Source organism: Mameliella sp. CS4, assembly GCF_019392335.1.
Lineage (GTDB): Bacteria > Pseudomonadota > Alphaproteobacteria > Rhodobacterales > Rhodobacteraceae > Antarctobacter.
Genome location: NZ_JAHXRQ010000003.1, coordinates 242,457 through 258,309 on the forward strand (window position 1 = coordinate 242,457; position 15,853 = coordinate 258,309).

A 15,853-nucleotide genomic window follows, 5' to 3' on the forward strand; every position below is an offset into this window, starting at 1 on the left:
GTTTCACAAGACAAGGACAAGACCGTCTTCAAGCGGGGCGGGCCGTGATCGGGTCAGATGGGGTCATGACATCCCAGACCCGGAGACAGACCATGACCCAGCAGGACGACACGATCCGCACCCGCCCCGATGGTTCCATCGACACAGCCTATTACATGGCGCGGGGCCGCCACATGCGCTCGCAGGCGGCGCATGACATGTTCACTCCCGAACCCACCAAACTCCGCCGGCGCCGTGGCTTTGCCCGGCTCTTTGGCGGTGTCCCGGTCTGACGCGTACGGCCAGCCGTCAGGCCTGGCCCCGCGTGCCGAAAAGGGCGCTGTCCCTTCTCCGGTGCGCGGGGCGCCTATCAGCCCATGGAATGGGATTTGACGCGCCCGCGCTGACGGCCCCGTTTCACGTCCGACTGCCAGGACCAGAGCGCCATTCCGGCGGCGGCAGAGACATATAGGACGCCCACAAGAATCAGGATTTCTCCCCCCACGGGGCCGACATCGGCACGCGAAACCGCCTCGTCCCAGGTCTTTACGGGGGTGGGGTGCACAGCCAGTTTCCCGGCAAAGGCCAGCGACTGGATCAGCAGGATCCACAGGTAGTTCGACCGGATACGGCGCCCCACGGCGGTCAGCAGCGTGACATGATAGGTGGGCCGCAGGTAGTCCGCAGCCAGGGTCTTTTGCCAGTTTTCCTCAAGGTGCAGGTCGCCGTCGTCCAGCATGGGCGCGTAGAAATGCTGTTCCATCCAGCGGCAACGTGCGCGCCAGACGTTGAAATACCGGTACCGCCGCGCCTCCAGCATCAGGAACAGCAGGATCAGCACCCCCACCAGCACCAGCGGCAGGGGCGAGGCCCCCGGCGCCGAAAACGAGATCGACAGCGCCACGCCCAGCGTCACCACCGCCCAGTTGGTCGTTGTGTCCAGCCGGGTGCGCCAGATCGTGCTGCGATAGACCTCTCCCCGGTAAAGATGCGCAACGGCAGTGATCTCGGACGAACTCAGCGTCTTGCGCTCCAACTCGGGCGCCTCTGCCGCGGCCTCTCCTCCCATGATGCCGGATTCCTTTCCTTTTTCGGCTACTCTGCCGCGTCTCCGCTCAGAGGTCAAAGTCGCATCGCCGTTTCGCCGCTTGACCCCGGCGCCGTGCTCTGGCTCCTCTGGGGGGAGCGACGGGATGGAGGCATGATGCAGGTATTGACGGAATTCGGCCTGGGCACCTCGCTCCGGCGGGGCGATTACACCGAGGCCTCGGTGCGCGCGCTGCGCGACCTGTTGTGGAAGGCCTCGATCAACGCCGCCGAATGGCTGGGGCGTGAGAAATCCGAGATGCGTCTGGCGGTCCGCGTCGCAGTGCAACAGCCAGAGGCGGTGGACCTGGCCGAGCTGCAAAAGGTCTTTCCCTATGGTGAGGCGCGGATCGAGGTGGTCTTTGGCGGGCTGGACGTGCCGCGCCCCGAGGGGCAGGGCAATCCGACGGTCATGGCGCTGGCGGCGCTGACCGTTTCCTTTGAAGAGGCGGCGGCATGAGACAGCGACTGATTGTGCAGATGGGGATGGGCGTGGGTGATACCGCGGGTCAGGCGGCGGAACGCGCCATCGCGGCGGCGCAGGCGCGCGCCGTGCTGCATGTGCAGGTGGACTGTGCCGTGCATGTCACCCTGGGCGTGCCCGAGGCGGCAGAGCTGGACACCAGCGGGCTCAACCGTGCCTTCGGCGCCGGAGAGGTCGAGGTGCGCGTGGTGCCCGGCGGCATGTCCGTGCCGCAACCGGGTGGCGCCGCGCTGGTCATGGTCAGCGCGGCGATCGAGGTCTTTCCGCTGGAACCCGCCACCTGACGGCGGGTGGCGCGGTCTACCAGCGGTAGGTCAGGCCCAGGGCGATCTCGTTCTGGGACATGCGTGCGCGAACCTCTTGCGGCACGCCGGTCAGCGCCTGGTTGGTGCCCTTGATGCTGTTGTCAAAGGCATGGGTCCAGGATCCGGTGACGCCCCAGCGGTCGTTGATCCGGTACGAGGCCCCCAGAGAGGCATGCCACTGCGGCGTGGCCGGGGTCAGTCTGTTCAGGACCGCGTTCTTGCCTTCGGCAAAGGCGCTGGCGTGGCTGATCCCGCCGCGAAAGGTCCATGTCTCGTTGTGCCGATAGATGGCGGCGACGCGCCAGATGTCCATGTCCGTCCAGCCGAACCCGATCCCGTTGTCCGCGCCAAGCGGCCCTTCCGGCGGTGCGTTCGGGTTCGAGATGGCCGCGATGTCGCTGTAGAAGATGCGCTGAACTTCACCGGTAAGGGTCCATTTCGGCGCGGTTGGCGGCGTGTAGGCCAGGCCGATGGTGGCAGAGGCGGGGATGTCGAACCCGCCCTGTTCGGCGAAAAGCCCGGCGTATTTGTCGAACTTCTGCATCTCGATGCGTGTTCGGTAAGAGGCCCCGAACGCCAGTCCGTTGCCCGGCTCCCAGAGGATGCCCAAGTTCGCGCCCCAGCCGTGGGACCAGTCATCGCCCTGGTTGGTTACATTGCCCGGCGCGGTCGACATGGCGGAAAACGCCTCCAGCCCCGTGGCGCTGAACCGCTGAACCGCAAGGATCGGCGAGACGCCGACCGTCACCTGGTCCGACAGCTTGTAGGACAGGTTGAGGCTGATGAAGGCCTGTTCGAGGTTGACACCCAGCGGTTCCGACCCGGCGCCGAACCCGGCAAAGAAGTTGGTGCCGTATTCGGTGTTCATCCCCCCGTTTCCAAACAGAAATGCGCCGAAGGTCAGCCGGTTGTTCAACACCCAGTTGGCGCCGCCGCAGGGGATCAGGAAATAGTCGTTTTCGCTCTTGTGGGTGCCCGGGGTCAGCGGTCCGCCCGGCGCGATCTCGACCGAACGATCAGGCAGGAAGCTGGTCAGGCAGAGGCCCGCCTTGTTGCCGACCTTGTGACCCATCGCCGGGTTCTGGGCCAGGCCCAGAACCCCCGAGGGCACGGCGACGCCGGCCCCGGCCATCCCCTTGGACGCGCCGCCAAAGCCGTTTGCGAAATAGCCGTTCGTGGCCTCTGCCGGGCCTGTGCCCAGCCCGCAGAGAACCAGTGCGCCGGCCGTGAGGCCGCGCAGTTTCATGAGCACCATTCGGGGTGTCCCTCCCTTGTCCGTGACCGCTGTCCGGCCTGCATTGGCTTTTGTTGGGCCGGTCCGTCGTTGCGGCCCGGCAGTAGTATTCCACTATTGTGATATTAAGCATCTGGAATGTGACTTGTCACGAAATATTATTCTCGGGGTCATCAATTCGGAATTGCCCCTCTGCGGCGCGATTCCCGGAGGGCAGGGCGGCAAGGGCCGCCCGCGCGGCCCAGACCGGCGGGGGAATGTCGCTTTTCCCCCGCACCTGCCGGAAAAGGTCGATGGGCACAGGACGCGAAGCGTTAGAACGGGGAATGATCCAGCGGGCCGATAACGGCACCGCCCCCGCAGACGAGGGCTGAGACACATGGCAGAAGCAGCAGCGCGCAAACGGTCCAGAGGCGGCGGCGGTGCCGCACGCCGCGCAGAACGGACCTCGGTCCAGGTGGAGACCGCCCGTTACATCGAGCGCAACATCCCCAACATGGAGCTGCTCGACGACGCCGCTCTGGAGATGATCGAAGAGCACGCCGAACAGGTGCTCGAAGAGGTCGGCGTCAACTTCGTCCAGAACCCCGCTGCGCTGGAGCGCTGGCGGGCGGCGGGCGCCAAGATCGACGGCGAGCGCGTGCGCATTCCCCGGGGCCTGGCCCGCGAGCTGATCAAGACCGCGCCCTCGCGGTTCACCCAGCACGCCCGCAACCCGGCAAAATCGGTCGAGATCGGCGGCAACAGTCTGGTCCTGGCGCCGGTCTATGGTCCGCCCTTCGTGCGCGACGCCGACGGCGGCCGCCGCTATGCCACGATCGAGGATTTCCGCAAGTTCGTGAAGCTGGGCCAGATGTGCAAATGGCTGCACCATTCCGGCGGCACCGTCTGCGAACCTACCGACGTGCCGGTGAACAAGCGTCACCTGGACATGTTGCTGGCGCATATGACCCTGTCGGACAAGCCCTTCATGGGGTCGGTGACCGAACCCAGCCGCGCGCAGGACAGCGTTGACATGGCGGGCATCCTCTTCGGCAAGGAGTTCGTGCAGGACAACACCGTGATGACCTCGCTCATCAACATCAACTCGCCGCTGACCTTCGACGACGTGATGATGGGCGCGCTGGAAATCTACGCGCAGAACAACCAGGCCTGCATCGTCTCCCCCTTTATCGTGGGGGGCGCGATGGCGCCGGTGTCGGTCGCGGGTACACTGGTGCAGGTGCTGGCGGAAACGCTGGCCGGCGTGGCCTATTCGCAGCTGGTGCGCCCGGGCGCTCCGGTCATCATGGGTGCCTTCGTGACCTCGATCGACATGAACTCGGGGGCGCCGACCTTCGGCACGCCGGAAGCGTCGCAGGTCACCTACGGCGCCGGGCAACTGGCGCGTCGCCTCGGCCTTCCGTTCCGCTCGGCCGGGTCGTTCTGTGGCTCCAAACTGCCGGACGCGCAGGCGGCCTACGAGACGGCGAACTCGCTGAACATGGGGCTGTTGTCCGGCGTGAACTTCATGCTGCATTCCTGCGGCTGGCTCGAAGGCGGGCTTGTCGCCTCGTTCGAGAAGTTCGTGATGGATGCCGACCAGCTGGGCACGCTGCACAAGATGGCGCAGGGTGTGACTGTGAATGAGGACACGCTGGCGATGGATGCGATCCGCGAGGTCGGTCCCGGCGGTCACTACCTGGGCTGCGCGCACACGCAGGCCAACTTCAAGACCGCCTTCTGGCGGTCCGAGGTCTTCGACTACAAGCCTTATGAAACCTGGTCCGAGGAAGGCGCCCGGGATACCGTGGCGCTGGCGACTGTGCGGGTGCAGAAGCTTCTGGATACCTATCAGCAGCCGATGCTCGACCCCGCGATCAACGAGGCGCTCAACGCCTTCGTGGCAGAGCGCAAGGCCTCGATGCCCGACGCCTTTTCCTGAGGGTCGGGCGCAAGATTGCGGGCGGCCTCAGTAGGCCGCCTCGCGCAGGATGCGGGCCTCGCCCATCATCGCGGTCAGCACCTCGACATGGCGGCTGACCGAATAGGCGGCGTCATCGGCATGGCGCCGCTCGTTCAGCTCGGACTCGATCTCGACCAGCCGCATCAGCGCGGCGCCGGGACGGGGCAGGGCGCCATATCCCAGCAGACGGTTGAGGTGCGGATTGCGCCGATAGTCCTGCGCCCCGATGCGGGCCGCGCGGATCAGCAGGCGCGGGCGGCGCAGGTCGTTCAGCAAACCAAGAATGTCTTTCATCGTCTCGCTCCATGCAGGTCGCGTCATGCGAATACCGGCTGACTATGCACAGCTTTGGCGAGTGTTGCGTCCGGGGCGTACGGTCCGAACGCAGAGTTCAGAAGTAGTTTAACTTTCTTATAAACAATCACTTTTGCGGTGTTCTGTTAACTGTCCAGTAAGGAACACACGTTTAGGTTGCCAAAGTTGCCACTGGGGATAAGTCTGTGGAAATAACCCCTTTTTCAGTATGCGCCCATGCGTGACGCGCAGCTCGACATCCCGGCGGATCATCTGCCGAACTGGGTGCCCGAGGCGGCGCGCGTCTACCTTGCGCACACCGAACAGGGGTGCTCGATCCGGGAACTCGCGCGGCAAGCTGGGTGCCACGCGTCGACCGTCCTGCGCCAGGTGCGCAGGATCGAGACCCGCAGGGACGATCCCCTGATTGATGCGGCTTTGTGCAACCTGGGGGCTGCCGGGGAAACGGTTCCGGCACAAAAGACCAGAAAGGACACGGATCCGATGAACGCTGCCATGACACCCACGCCGCCGGACGAGGCCACGCTCGCCCGCGAGGCACGGCGCGTGCTGCGCCGCTTGTGCGAAAGCGGCTCCGTGCTGGCCGTCGCGGTCGAAATGGACAAGGCCGTGGTCGTGCGCGACACCGGCGACGGCGGCAGCACGCGCACCGCCGTGGTGGATGTTGCCGTTGCCCAGGCAATGGCGCTCAAAGACTGGATCGCCTGCGATGCCCCGGGGCGGATCTCGCGCTATCGCATCACCTCGGCGGGGCGCGCGGCGCTCAACCGGCTGGTGGCCGAGCAGGAAAGCCGCGTGCGCGGGTTTGCCGAGGCCCAGGCCGGGTTCGACACCGGGCGTGACGCCGAGGCCGCGCTGGACGAGGTCGAGCGTGACCCGCGCGCGCGCAAGGGGCGCTACATGCTGGCGGAAAGCCCGCTGACCGCCCTGGGTCGGCGGCGCGGCAAGGATGGCGAACCCTTCCTGTCGGATGAGCTGATCGCCGCGGGCGAGCGTCTGCGCGAGGATTTCGAACTGGCCCAGATGGGGCCGCGCACGGCGCAGAACTGGGACCAGTTCCTGACCGCCGGTGTCGCCACTGCGCCCGGCGGGTTTGAGGACAGTGGCTCTGCCGCAGCGCAGGCCCGCCTGCAGGCGGCGTTGCGCGACCTGGGGCCGGGCCTGGGCGATGTGGCATTGCGCTGCTGCTGCTATCTCGAAGGGCTGGAAACCACCGAAAAGCGATTGGGCTGGTCGGCCCGGTCGGGCAAGGTCGTGCTGCGTATCGCGCTGCAGCGTCTGCGTCGCCACTACGAGGAACGCAGCAAGGGCGGTGGCGACCTGATCCGCTGATCCAGCCCTGCCCCCAGGGCAACCCCGACAGAAACCCCCTGCATGGCCCCGGGGCGGCATCACGCCGCTCCGGGGTCTAAGTTTTTGAAACACCGGGGAAAGGTGCAGGGGGTAATCGTCAACATCGGGGATAGGCCGCAGGGACTGCGACCGGGTACTCTGGAAACGCCCCCTGCATTACGGTAGTAAGGATAAGGTCCTTGCCACATGAGGGGAAATTTCCGTGCGCGATCTCAAAATGCCCGCCGAACGCCACCCGGAGAAGGCGCACCGCCCGGACAATGCCCAGCCGAAGAAACCCGACTGGATCCGCGTCAAGGCACCGGGCGGGCAGGGGTATGCCGAAACCCGCCGCATCATGCGCGAGCACAACCTGGTCACTGTCTGTGAAGAGGCGGGATGTCCCAACGCGGGCGAATGCTGGAACCAGGGGCACGCCACCATGATGATCATGGGCGAGATCTGTACCCGCGGCTGTACCTTCTGCAACGTGGCCACCGGGCGCCCGGATACGCTCGATGCCTTCGAGCCGGGCCGCGTGGCCGATGCGGTCCAGAAACTTGGGCTGAACCATGTTGTCATCACCTCCGTCGACCGCGACGACCTGGACGATGGCGGCGCCGAGCATTTCGCCCAGACCATCCGCGCCGTGCGTCACCGCGCACCTGGCACCACCATCGAGATCCTGACGCCGGATTTCCTGAAGTGCGGTCCTGAGGCCTTGGAAATCGTCGTTGCGGCGAAGCCGGATGTCTTCAACCACAATCTTGAAACCGTGCCGGGCCTTTACCCGACGGTGCGCCCCGGCGCGCGCTATTTCCACAGCTTGCGCCTGTTGCAGCGGGTCAAGGAGATCGACCCCGCGATCTTTACCAAGTCCGGCATCATGGTGGGCCTGGGCGAGGACCGGCAGGCGGTGACGCAGATCATGGATGATATGCGCGCGGCGGACGTGGATTTCCTGACCATTGGCCAGTACCTGCAGCCGACGCCCAAACACCACCGGGTCGACCGTTTCGTGACGCCCGAGGAATTCGCGTCTTACGAGAAAACCGCCTATGGCAAAGGCTTCCTCATGGTGTCCGCGACGCCGTTGACGCGCTCGTCTTACCACGCGGGGGACGATTTTGCCCGCCTGCGCACGGCGCGAGAGGCGAAACTTTCCAAGGCGTGATCCAAGTGTTTATCAGGCCATATGGCCTGATAACCTGTCGCGCAACGTTCAGCGCGACGGGATGCCCATCGTGTTATTTTTTTCGGCCATGATTGTCGGACCCTCATGCACGACGCCACGCGGGTCGAAACTTGTGCCGCGGTCGACTACGGCAAGATAATAGCCGATCCACGTGTTGGGTACACCCAGCGCATTGGATTCATAAACAAGCTCCGCACCGGGATTCAGGTTCGGCACGGCCCACAATGCAATCCGTTCGAACATGTTCGTGTTGTTGATCCAGGCGGATCTGTAAATCTCCAGCGTTGGAAAGGGGTACGCGATTGCGGGCGCGTCACCGATATTCTTGACGTGGACACGCAGACGCATCTGCTTGAATTCGTCACTCTGGACGATGACGAACTCCATGTCGCGGATAACCAGATCGGGTGCGGGTCTCGACGGCTCAACCCGGGTCAAGGGAAAGAAATCACTGTCCGCGTGAACCGGTGACAGGGAAAGCCCGACTGCCAGTGCCAGACTCGCGGAAAGCCAGCGTAGTGTGGGAATTTTAAAGCGGTGCATTTCAGGCCTCCGACATTTGGCGTGCGACAGGCGGAGGGTACACGGGTTTTCGGCGGCGGGTCTTGATAGGTGTCAAGCGCGGCGCGGGGCTCCGGGCTCACCAAAGCGAAAGCCGGCGGTATCGTTGTGGCCAGTCGGGAGAAGGGGGGGCTGAACCCGACGCGCGGGTTCAGTCCTGGGTCAGGGGCGCGGGATCATTCGCCCAAGGGCGGCAAAGCCTTGATATAGGCTGCGACCGCCTGACGGTCTTCTGCCGGAAGCTTGGAGAAATTCTCGACCACTTCGGCCATGTGACCACCGACCGCGTCGAAGGTCGGCGTGAATCCCGATTCGAGGTAGTAGGCCACGTCATCCGCGGACCAGTCGAGCTTGTCCGGGGTCAGCGCGGGGATCTTGCCGCTTCCCGAGGGATTTGGCGCGCCGCCCATCCAGCGGGTCTTGTCCAGCGCCCCCAGCGCGTTGCGCGGGGTATGACATTCGGCGCAATGGGCCAGTGTTTCCACCAGGTAACGACCGCGTTCGTTGTCTGCGGCCTCCATCACGTAGTCATCCGACATGAAGAGGAACTTCCAGCCGCCGACGGAGCGGCGGATGTTGAACGGAAAACCCACGTCATGCGGTTTGCTGGCGACGTCGCTGGGCTCCAGCGTCTGAATGTAGGCCCAGAGATCGCTCAGGTCCTGGTCCTGCATCTTGGTATAGGCGGTATAGGGGAAGGCCGGGTAATAGTGCTGACCTTCCGGGGACACGCCGCGCGTCACCGCATTGGCAAAATCCTCGAAGTTCCAGCCGCCGATGCCCGCCTCGGGGTGGGGCGAGATATTGGGCGCGTAGAACGTGCCGAAATCCGACACGAACTCTTGCCCGCCGGTCAGCAGCAGCTTGTCCTCGGACCCCTTGGCATGGTGGCACGAGGCGCAGCCGGCCGCCGTAAAGACCGTCTCGCCGCGCGCCGCATCGCCTGTGAGCCCGTCGAGCCGGGCGGCATCCACCCGGTCCGGCGCCGTCACCCACAGACCGATCCCGGCGCCGACAATCGCCGCCAGGACCAGAAGTTTCAGAAAGCTGCGCACAGCGGCTTACTCGGGCGCGCGATAGCTGTCGTGGCAGGCCTTGCAGGCATTGCCCAGTCCGCCCATGTTCGGGCCGATCGCGTCGCGGCCGGTGCCGGCAACGGCGGCCATCGCGGTGGCGGCTTCGCCCAGATCGGCCCACTTGGACGTGAAATCGTCCATGTCGCCCCAGATGTCCGCCTTGGCGCGGGTACCGGCGATCGACCCGGCATCGGTGCCGTCCGGCCACATCGCGCCCTGCGACAGAGTCGACACGGCGACCAGCGAATCGGCTGCGGCCTGGGCCGCCTCGGCATCATACTCGACCGTGCCGCGGGCCATGCCGCCCAGAACGCCCAGGTTCAGCGCCAGGATGTTGAACTGGCCCTGACGCGCCTTGACCGGCTGCGGAAGGTCCTGTGCGAGAGCGGGGGTGCCTAGAACGGCCAGGATCGCCAGTGCGGCAAATGGAGTTTTCATGGGTATCTCCCTGTGTTGAATACCTGCAGCATAATATCGCAGGCCATTGTGACAATCACATTCTTACCTGCTGAGTAACATGTGCTCTCGCGCAGGTGTGATCTGCAAGCATGGATCTTGACGTGGGGTTTGACCGGCAGACAACCGCCTGACTATCCTTGTGGCACAAAACGTCATTTTTTGAGCGGAGCCCTTTGCCATGACCCGTTTCCTTGCCGTGCTGATCGCACTCTGGCCGCTGATAGCGCCCGCCCAGGGCAGCCTTGACCGAGAGATTTCACCCGCCCTGGCCGAGGCGCGCGAGGCCTGGCTGAACGGGCGTTACGAGGGGATCTGGGACACCCTGCGCGCCGCGGCCGAGGGCGGCGATCCCGTGGCCCAGAACATCCTCGGTGCCAGCCTGACCGAAAAGGACGGCGGCAAGGGGCTGGCTTATGATCCCGCCGCCGGGCTGGACTGGTACCGGCGCGCCGCCGACCAGGGCTTTGCCCGGGCCTATTTCAACATGGCGCTGTTCTGGCAAAACGATCACGACGGGTTCGGCATCGATTTTGACAAGACCCGCGCCCTGGCCGAAGAAGCCATCGCGCTGGAGTATCCGCAGGCCTGGAACCTGCTGGGCGACATGTATTTCCACGGTCGTGGCGTCGAGGCCGACAAGACCCTTGCGCTTGAGATGTACCGCAAGGGGGCCGATGCAGGGACCTTCAACGGTCTTCGTGAGGTTGGCTATGCCTATTATCACGGCAACGGCGTGGCCAGCGACGTGGATCTCAGCCGCCTCTACCTGGAACGCGCGGTGGCGGCGGGCGACAAAAAATCGATTCCCGACCTTGCCTGGCTTTACGAAGGCAACGACGGCATCGCGCAGGACCTGCTGAAATCCTACCTGCTCTACCGCATGGGGGTCGAAAAGGGCGTGGCCAAGGCCGCCTTTGAACTGGGCCTTTTCGTCGCCTGGGAGGAGTACGAGGGGTTCTGGCACGACCCGGTCAAGGGCTACGGCTATTGCCTGCTGGGCCTCGACTGGGGGCACAGCCTGGAAGAGGGCGACGCCGCCGCCGACTGCGCCGAGATCGCCGAGGGGTTCGACGAGACCCAGCGCGCCACGGCGCGGGCCTTCGCCGACAGTCTCAAGGCCCGCTGAGCCTCAGGCCCTCTGAACTTCAGGCGCCCCGCGCCAGCAGCCTGCGGGCCGAGATCCGGGGCAGGGGCATCTCGGGGATGATCCGCTCAGCGCCGTAAAGCGCGAGGTATTCGTCAAAATTGTCGAAGGCGCGGCGTCCGCGAAAGTCGATGAAGGTCTCGGCCGGGCTGCCCTCGGCCAGGATCACCGCATGGGTTTCGGTTTCGACGTGATACCAGGTCACCCGGGCCGGGAGCGCGCGCGCCGGAACCCAGCGGATGCCCGCGCCATCCACCAGCGCCGAGGCGTTGACCAGCCTCCCGTCCAGCACCATGCCATGATCTCCGGTCACCACCAGGTCACGCAGGGGCAGGCCGCGCCCCAATGCCCCGGCGGCGATGCGCACCGCCTGGAGTGCGCGCGCCGGGCCGCTCTGCCGTCCGATCCACAGCACGGGCACAGGGGCGCCCTCGGCGGTGTCGACCATGTCGCCGATCCGCAGGTCTTGGACCTGCACCATCCCTTCGGGTGCGGAAATGCGCGTCCCGCCCGCAAAGCATTGCACTTCGTAGGCTCCGGCATCGGCAAAACCGCTGCCGTCATTGCCCACGCCCGGCACATCGTAAAGCGGCAAGCCCCGCGCGTCGGTCAGCGCCGAGGCACCCACGTCCAGCGCCGGGTTGCCGGCGCTTTCGGCCAGCGCCACGGTCGCGACCGGCCCGCCATTATAGGCCAGGGTGTTGGCGCCGAAGATCAGCGTCGGGTCCCCGTCAATGACGTTGCCGCCGTTGTCGGTGAAGCCGCCGGTGACATTGGCGCCTATATCCGCCGCGTTCCCGCTGACGATGGTATTGGTCAGCGACATAGAGCCGAACTGCTGGAAAATGCCGCCGCCTGTGGATCCAGCCCCCGCCGCGACATTGTCGGTCACCGTGCAGTCGATCAACGTCAGCTGGGTGCTGGCATTGCCGCTGGCGCTGATCGCCCCGCCTTTGCCGGGAAAGCCCGAAAAAACCGTGTTGTTGGTGAAAGTCGTATTCGTCGCGGTCATGACCCCCTGGCTGAAGACCGCCCCGCCCTGGTCGAACGCATTGTTGTAGGCAAAGGTGCTGTCGGTGATCGTCAACGTGCCGTTGTTCCAGATCGCCCCGCCCGGGCCGCTCGGGGCTGCGTTGCCGGTGAAGGTACAGGCATCGACGATCAACGAGGCGTCGCCCGCGATATAAACCGCCCCGCCGCCGCCGACCGAACCACCGGTCAACACCAGCGCGTTCAGCGTCAGGCTGGACACGCCCCGGACCGCAAAGATCTGGTCGACCCCGTTGGCATCCAGCGTGATGTCGGCGCGACGGTCGGCCCCCAGGACATCGCCGTCGATGGTCAGGTCCTTCTCGATGCCGATCCGGCCCTGCGTCAGCTCCACCCGCCCGCCGGCAAGAGTGGCGTCGAAGACAATCGTGTCGCCCGAGGCCGCCTGGTCAACCGCCTCGCGCAGGGTGGTCAGACCGTCCTCTGCCGTGACGTCGCCTAGCGATGTGACCGTGATGACCGCCATGATGTGACACCTCCCTTGCGCAGACTGACATCAAACCTGCGGCAAGGAAAATGCCCTTTCGGTGCATCTTCGGCGACCGGTCCTCAGTCGGTGAACCGGACCTTGCCGATATAGGGCAGGTTGCGGTTGCGCTGTGCAAAGTCGATGCCGTAGCCCACGACGAATTCATCCGGGATCTCGAATCCGGTCCAGTCGGCCCTGATGTCCACCTCGCGCCGCGTGGGCTTGTCCAGGAGCGCAATCACCTTCAGCTTGCGCGGCTCACGCCCGCGCAGGATGTGCAACACATGGTTCATGGTGAATCCGGTGTCGATGATGTCCTCGACCACCAGCACGTCGCGTCCCTCGATCCCGGATCGCAGGTCCTTGAGGATGCGCACTTCGCGGCTGCTCTCCATACCGTCGCCGTAAGACGAGGCTTCGAGGAAATCGACCTCGACCGGCAGGTGCAATTCGCGCACGAGATCGGCGATAAAGACGAAACTGCCGCGCAACAGGCCGACCACCACCAGCTTGTCGGTGTCCGCGAATTCGCGGTCGATTTCCTGCGCCAGGGCCTCGATCCGCGCGGCGATGGCCTTGGCCGATATCATCTCGTCTACGACATAAGGACGCTTTGTCATGGCTTTCCCTTGAAATTCCCGCCCGACAATACGAAATCCCCGCCCATTGTTCAGTCCCGAAAAGAGCGACATGCCGACCCACTCCGAGACCCGCAAGCTGCCCTATACCGCCCAGCAGATGTATGACCTGGTGGGGGACGTGGCCTCCTACCCGAAATTCCTGCCCTGGACGGCGGCGGCGCGCATCCGTTCGCGCCAGGAGATGGGCGACCACGAGGTGATGCTTGCGGACCTGGTGATCTCGTTCAAGGTGTTCCGGGAAAAGTTCGGCAGCCGCGTCACGCTCTGGCCCGAAGACATGCGGATCGACACGGAATACCTCGACGGCCCCTTTCACCACATGATTTCGAAATGGGGGTTCACCGATGTCGAGGGCGGCTGCGAGGTCTCCTTCTTCGTCGATTTCGAGTTCCGCAACCGCATCCTGCAGGGGGCGGCGGGCATGTTCTTCTACGATGCGATGCAACGCATCGTGCGCGCCTTCGAACGCCGCGCGGCCGAGCTTTACGGCTGACCCGTCCCGGGCCTGACCCGGGACCCTGCGCCACCTGCGCACCGTTAACCAGCTTGCGCGAATCCCCCCTTGCCGGGGGCCTTCGCCCCCAAATCGCCCGATTTCGGGCGTAGCTCTGAACGGGCCGTTACCGCTGTTTCGGAGAGGCCCATGCCCGCCGTCTTCAACATCGCCGCTCTGAAATTGCCGCTGGTGCAGCTGATCGGCTTGCCGCAGGCGGCCAAGAACGCGGCGCAAAAGGTGCCGCCCGGACAGGCGCCGCAGTCCGCCGCACAGGGCGCGCCCTCGGGCGCCGCGCCAAATGGCGCCGGGGCGCCGATGGCCACCGGCGCGGTCTTGCCGCCCTCGGCGCAATTGCCCGTCCCCGCGCCGCCTCCTGTTGTCTCGACCAGCCAGACCGGCAGGCTTGCGGCGGCGGCGATCAACGGGCTGGACCGGCGTCCCGAAGACCGTCCGGGCAGCGACCAGCAGGGCGGCCGCCGGCGGGACCCGTCGTCCGGACAGGGCCCTGACCAGCCACAGGACCAGGCAGCCGGGGAAGGTCCGCTGCCGATGGCTGCCCCGGCGTCCCCGCAGGGCCTGCCCGGTGGGCAGGCCCCTGCCACCTCTGCCCTGCAACGCGCGGCCCCGGCCTATGCCGCCGCCCGCAGCGCCACCGGGGCCGACCCGGCAGAGTGACTTTACCTCGCCCGTCATCCGGCTAGTCTGCGCGGCGGATCACAGCCGGAGGCCCCCATGACATCCCCCTTTACCCCGATCATCGAGGCCGCCCGCGCCGCCGACACCGAGACGGCGCGCGCCATCATGGCTCTCTCCGCGCTCGACTGGGCCGCCTGTGGCATCGCGGGGCAGTCAGAGCCGGTGTCGCAATTGACCCGCGCCCTGGCCGAGGACGAGGGCGGCACGCCGCAGGCCACGCTTTTCGGCGGTGGGCGGGCGCCCATGCGGACCGCAGCACTGGTCAACGGCGCGACCTCGCACGCGCTGGACTACGACGACACCCATTTCGCCCACATCGGCCACCCCTCGGTGGCCGTGCTGCCTGCGGCCCTTGCGGTGGGCGAACGGCGGGACAAGCCATTGTCCGAAATCCTCTCTGCCGCGCGCCTGGGCGCCGAGGCCTCCATCCGCTTCGGCCTGCGCTTTGGCCGGTCGCATTACCAGGCGGGGTATCACCAGACCGCCACCGCCGGGGCCTTCGGCGCCTGCCTTGCCGCCGCCGAGCTGATGGATCTGACCGAGGAGCAGGTCCTGCACGCGCTCGGCCTGACCGCCACCCGCGCCTCCGGCCTCAAGTCGCAGTTCGGCACGATGGGCAAACCCTTCAACGCGGGCATCGCCGCCTCCAACGGGGTGGAGGCGGCCTTCCTCGCCGCGCGCGGCTTTGTATCGAACCCCGATGCGCTGGATACGGTCAACGGCTTTGTCCAGACCCATGTCTGCGACGGCGCCACGGACCAGCCCGCCGAGGCTCTGCTGGAGAGCCTCAGCCACAAGTTCCACGCCTGCTGCCACGGGCTGCACGCCACGCTGGAGGCGCTGGCCACGATGTCCGACCTCGACGCCGACCGGATCACCGAAATCACCGTCTTCACCCATCCGCGCTGGCTCACCGTCTGCAACCAGCCCGCGCCGACGACCGGTCTCGGTGCCAAGTTCAGCTATCGCACGGCGGTCGCGCTGGCGCTCTTGGGGCATGACACCGCCGCGCTGGAGACCTACAGCGACGCGCTATGCGCCGATCCGGCGGTGATCGCCCTGCGCGACCGGGTCAAGGTGGTGGGCAAGGACGACCTGAAAGAGACCGAGGCGCTGGTCACGCTGGACGGATCCGAAGAGGGTCGGGTGGCCAGCTTCGACCTCGACGCGCCCATTCCGCTTGCCACCCGTGCCGAACGCCTGTCCGCCAAGGCTGCGGCGCTTGTGGGGCAGGCACGGGCAGAGGCACTGACACGGGCGATCGAGGGCGGGGATCGCGCCGCGCTGACCGATGCAATGGCGCGCTCGGCCTGAGGACGGGGCCAACGCGCTTCGAAGCGCGTTTCCCAAGGTCCTTCAAAGGACCTTTCCCATCCCCAAACGAAA

At 65.8% G+C, this 15,853-nt stretch carries 18 protein-coding genes; 10 read left to right on the top strand and 8 right to left on the bottom strand.

Annotated elements, in window-relative coordinates; translation table 11 throughout:
* Nucleotides 1-92: 92 nt before the first annotated feature.
* Complete coding sequence (locus KZZ07_RS06700; protein WP_219513036.1) at nt 93-272, top strand: hypothetical protein; 180 nt, start codon at nt 93-95, stop codon at nt 270-272.
* A gap of 77 nt (nt 273-349) precedes the next feature.
* Here the strand turns inward: KZZ07_RS06700 and KZZ07_RS06705 are convergent, their stop codons facing one another.
* A complete protein-coding gene (locus tag KZZ07_RS06705; protein ID WP_219513038.1) occupies nt 350-1,048 on the bottom strand; it encodes a DUF2270 domain-containing protein in 699 nt (232 codons plus the stop codon).
* 132 nt (nt 1,049-1,180) lie between these two features.
* Between KZZ07_RS06705 and KZZ07_RS06710 the strand changes: the two genes are divergently transcribed.
* Together KZZ07_RS06710 and KZZ07_RS06715 are read left to right on the top strand one after the other, a co-directional pair.
* Nucleotides 1,181-1,525: a Lin0512 family protein gene (locus tag KZZ07_RS06710; protein WP_219513040.1), complete on the top strand. Its 345-nt coding sequence runs from the start codon at nt 1,181-1,183 to the stop codon at nt 1,523-1,525.
* Entirely contained in the window at nt 1,522-1,833 is a 312-nt protein-coding gene (locus tag KZZ07_RS06715) for a Lin0512 family protein (protein WP_219513041.1), read from the top strand. Before KZZ07_RS06710 ends, KZZ07_RS06715 begins: the two co-directional genes overlap by 4 nt.
* 16 nt (nt 1,834-1,849) lie before the next feature.
* On the opposite strand, the gene KZZ07_RS06720 is transcribed toward KZZ07_RS06715, so the two are convergent.
* Nucleotides 1,850-3,109: an OmpP1/FadL family transporter gene (locus KZZ07_RS06720; protein WP_219513042.1), complete on the bottom strand. Its 1,260-nt coding sequence runs from the start codon at nt 3,107-3,109 to the stop codon at nt 1,850-1,852.
* A 358-nt stretch (nt 3,110-3,467) separates the two neighbouring features.
* Here KZZ07_RS06720 and KZZ07_RS06725 point away from each other — a divergent pair, with 358 nt between their 5' ends.
* Nucleotides 3,468-5,012, top strand: coding sequence for a trimethylamine methyltransferase family protein (locus KZZ07_RS06725; RefSeq protein ID WP_219513043.1), 1,545 nt, complete (start codon nt 3,468-3,470; stop codon nt 5,010-5,012).
* A gap of 27 nt (nt 5,013-5,039) precedes the next feature.
* Here the strand turns inward: KZZ07_RS06725 and KZZ07_RS06730 are convergent, their stop codons facing one another.
* On the bottom strand, nt 5,040-5,327 hold the full coding sequence (locus KZZ07_RS06730) for a DUF6477 family protein (RefSeq protein ID WP_219513044.1): 288 nt from the start codon (nt 5,325-5,327) through the stop codon (nt 5,040-5,042).
* A 237-nt stretch (nt 5,328-5,564) separates the two neighbouring features.
* On the opposite strand from KZZ07_RS06730, the gene KZZ07_RS06735 reads away from it, so the two are divergent.
* Nucleotides 5,565-6,680, top strand: coding sequence for a DUF6456 domain-containing protein (locus tag KZZ07_RS06735; protein ID WP_219513045.1), 1,116 nt, complete (start codon nt 5,565-5,567; stop codon nt 6,678-6,680).
* Between the two features lie 223 nt (nt 6,681-6,903).
* Complete coding sequence (gene lipA, locus KZZ07_RS06740; protein ID WP_219513046.1) at nt 6,904-7,854, top strand: lipoyl synthase; 951 nt, start codon at nt 6,904-6,906, stop codon at nt 7,852-7,854.
* 48 nt (nt 7,855-7,902) lie between these two features.
* On the opposite strand, the gene KZZ07_RS06745 is transcribed toward lipA, so the two are convergent.
* The 3 genes from KZZ07_RS06745 to KZZ07_RS06755 form a co-directional block, all read right to left on the bottom strand.
* Nucleotides 7,903-8,418 (bottom strand): hypothetical protein, encoded by a 516-nt coding sequence (locus tag KZZ07_RS06745; protein WP_219513047.1) that lies wholly within the window; start codon nt 8,416-8,418, stop codon nt 7,903-7,905.
* A 194-nt stretch (nt 8,419-8,612) separates the two neighbouring features.
* Nucleotides 8,613-9,491, bottom strand: a complete 879-nt coding sequence (locus KZZ07_RS06750; protein ID WP_219513049.1) for a c-type cytochrome — start codon at nt 9,489-9,491, stop codon at nt 8,613-8,615.
* A gap of 6 nt (nt 9,492-9,497) precedes the next feature.
* A complete protein-coding gene (locus KZZ07_RS06755; RefSeq protein WP_219513050.1) occupies nt 9,498-9,950 on the bottom strand; it encodes a c-type cytochrome in 453 nt (150 codons plus the stop codon).
* A gap of 199 nt (nt 9,951-10,149) precedes the next feature.
* Here KZZ07_RS06755 and KZZ07_RS06760 point away from each other — a divergent pair, with 199 nt between their 5' ends.
* A complete protein-coding gene (locus KZZ07_RS06760) occupies nt 10,150-11,097 on the top strand; it encodes a tetratricopeptide repeat protein (protein ID WP_219513052.1) in 948 nt (315 codons plus the stop codon).
* 19 nt (nt 11,098-11,116) lie between these two features.
* Here KZZ07_RS06760 and KZZ07_RS06765 read toward each other — a convergent pair whose 3' ends face one another.
* Together KZZ07_RS06765 and hpt are read right to left on the bottom strand one after the other, a co-directional pair.
* Nucleotides 11,117-12,631 (bottom strand): Hint domain-containing protein, encoded by a 1,515-nt coding sequence (locus tag KZZ07_RS06765; RefSeq protein WP_219513054.1) that lies wholly within the window; start codon nt 12,629-12,631, stop codon nt 11,117-11,119.
* An 83-nt stretch (nt 12,632-12,714) separates the two neighbouring features.
* Nucleotides 12,715-13,254, bottom strand: a complete 540-nt coding sequence (gene hpt, locus KZZ07_RS06770) for a hypoxanthine phosphoribosyltransferase (protein ID WP_219513056.1) — start codon at nt 13,252-13,254, stop codon at nt 12,715-12,717.
* A gap of 70 nt (nt 13,255-13,324) precedes the next feature.
* On the opposite strand from hpt, the gene KZZ07_RS06775 reads away from it, so the two are divergent.
* From KZZ07_RS06775 to KZZ07_RS06785, 3 genes are all read left to right on the top strand, one after another.
* Nucleotides 13,325-13,768 carry a type II toxin-antitoxin system RatA family toxin gene (locus KZZ07_RS06775; RefSeq protein WP_219513057.1) on the top strand — a complete coding sequence of 148 codons (444 nt, stop codon included), beginning with the start codon at nt 13,325-13,327 and terminating at the stop codon, nt 13,766-13,768.
* 150 nt (nt 13,769-13,918) lie between these two features.
* Complete coding sequence (locus KZZ07_RS06780; protein WP_219513058.1) at nt 13,919-14,446, top strand: hypothetical protein; 528 nt, start codon at nt 13,919-13,921, stop codon at nt 14,444-14,446.
* 57 nt (nt 14,447-14,503) lie between these two features.
* Nucleotides 14,504-15,781, top strand: a complete 1,278-nt coding sequence (locus tag KZZ07_RS06785; RefSeq protein ID WP_219513059.1) for an MmgE/PrpD family protein — start codon at nt 14,504-14,506, stop codon at nt 15,779-15,781.
* Nucleotides 15,782-15,853: the final 72 nt, after the last annotated feature.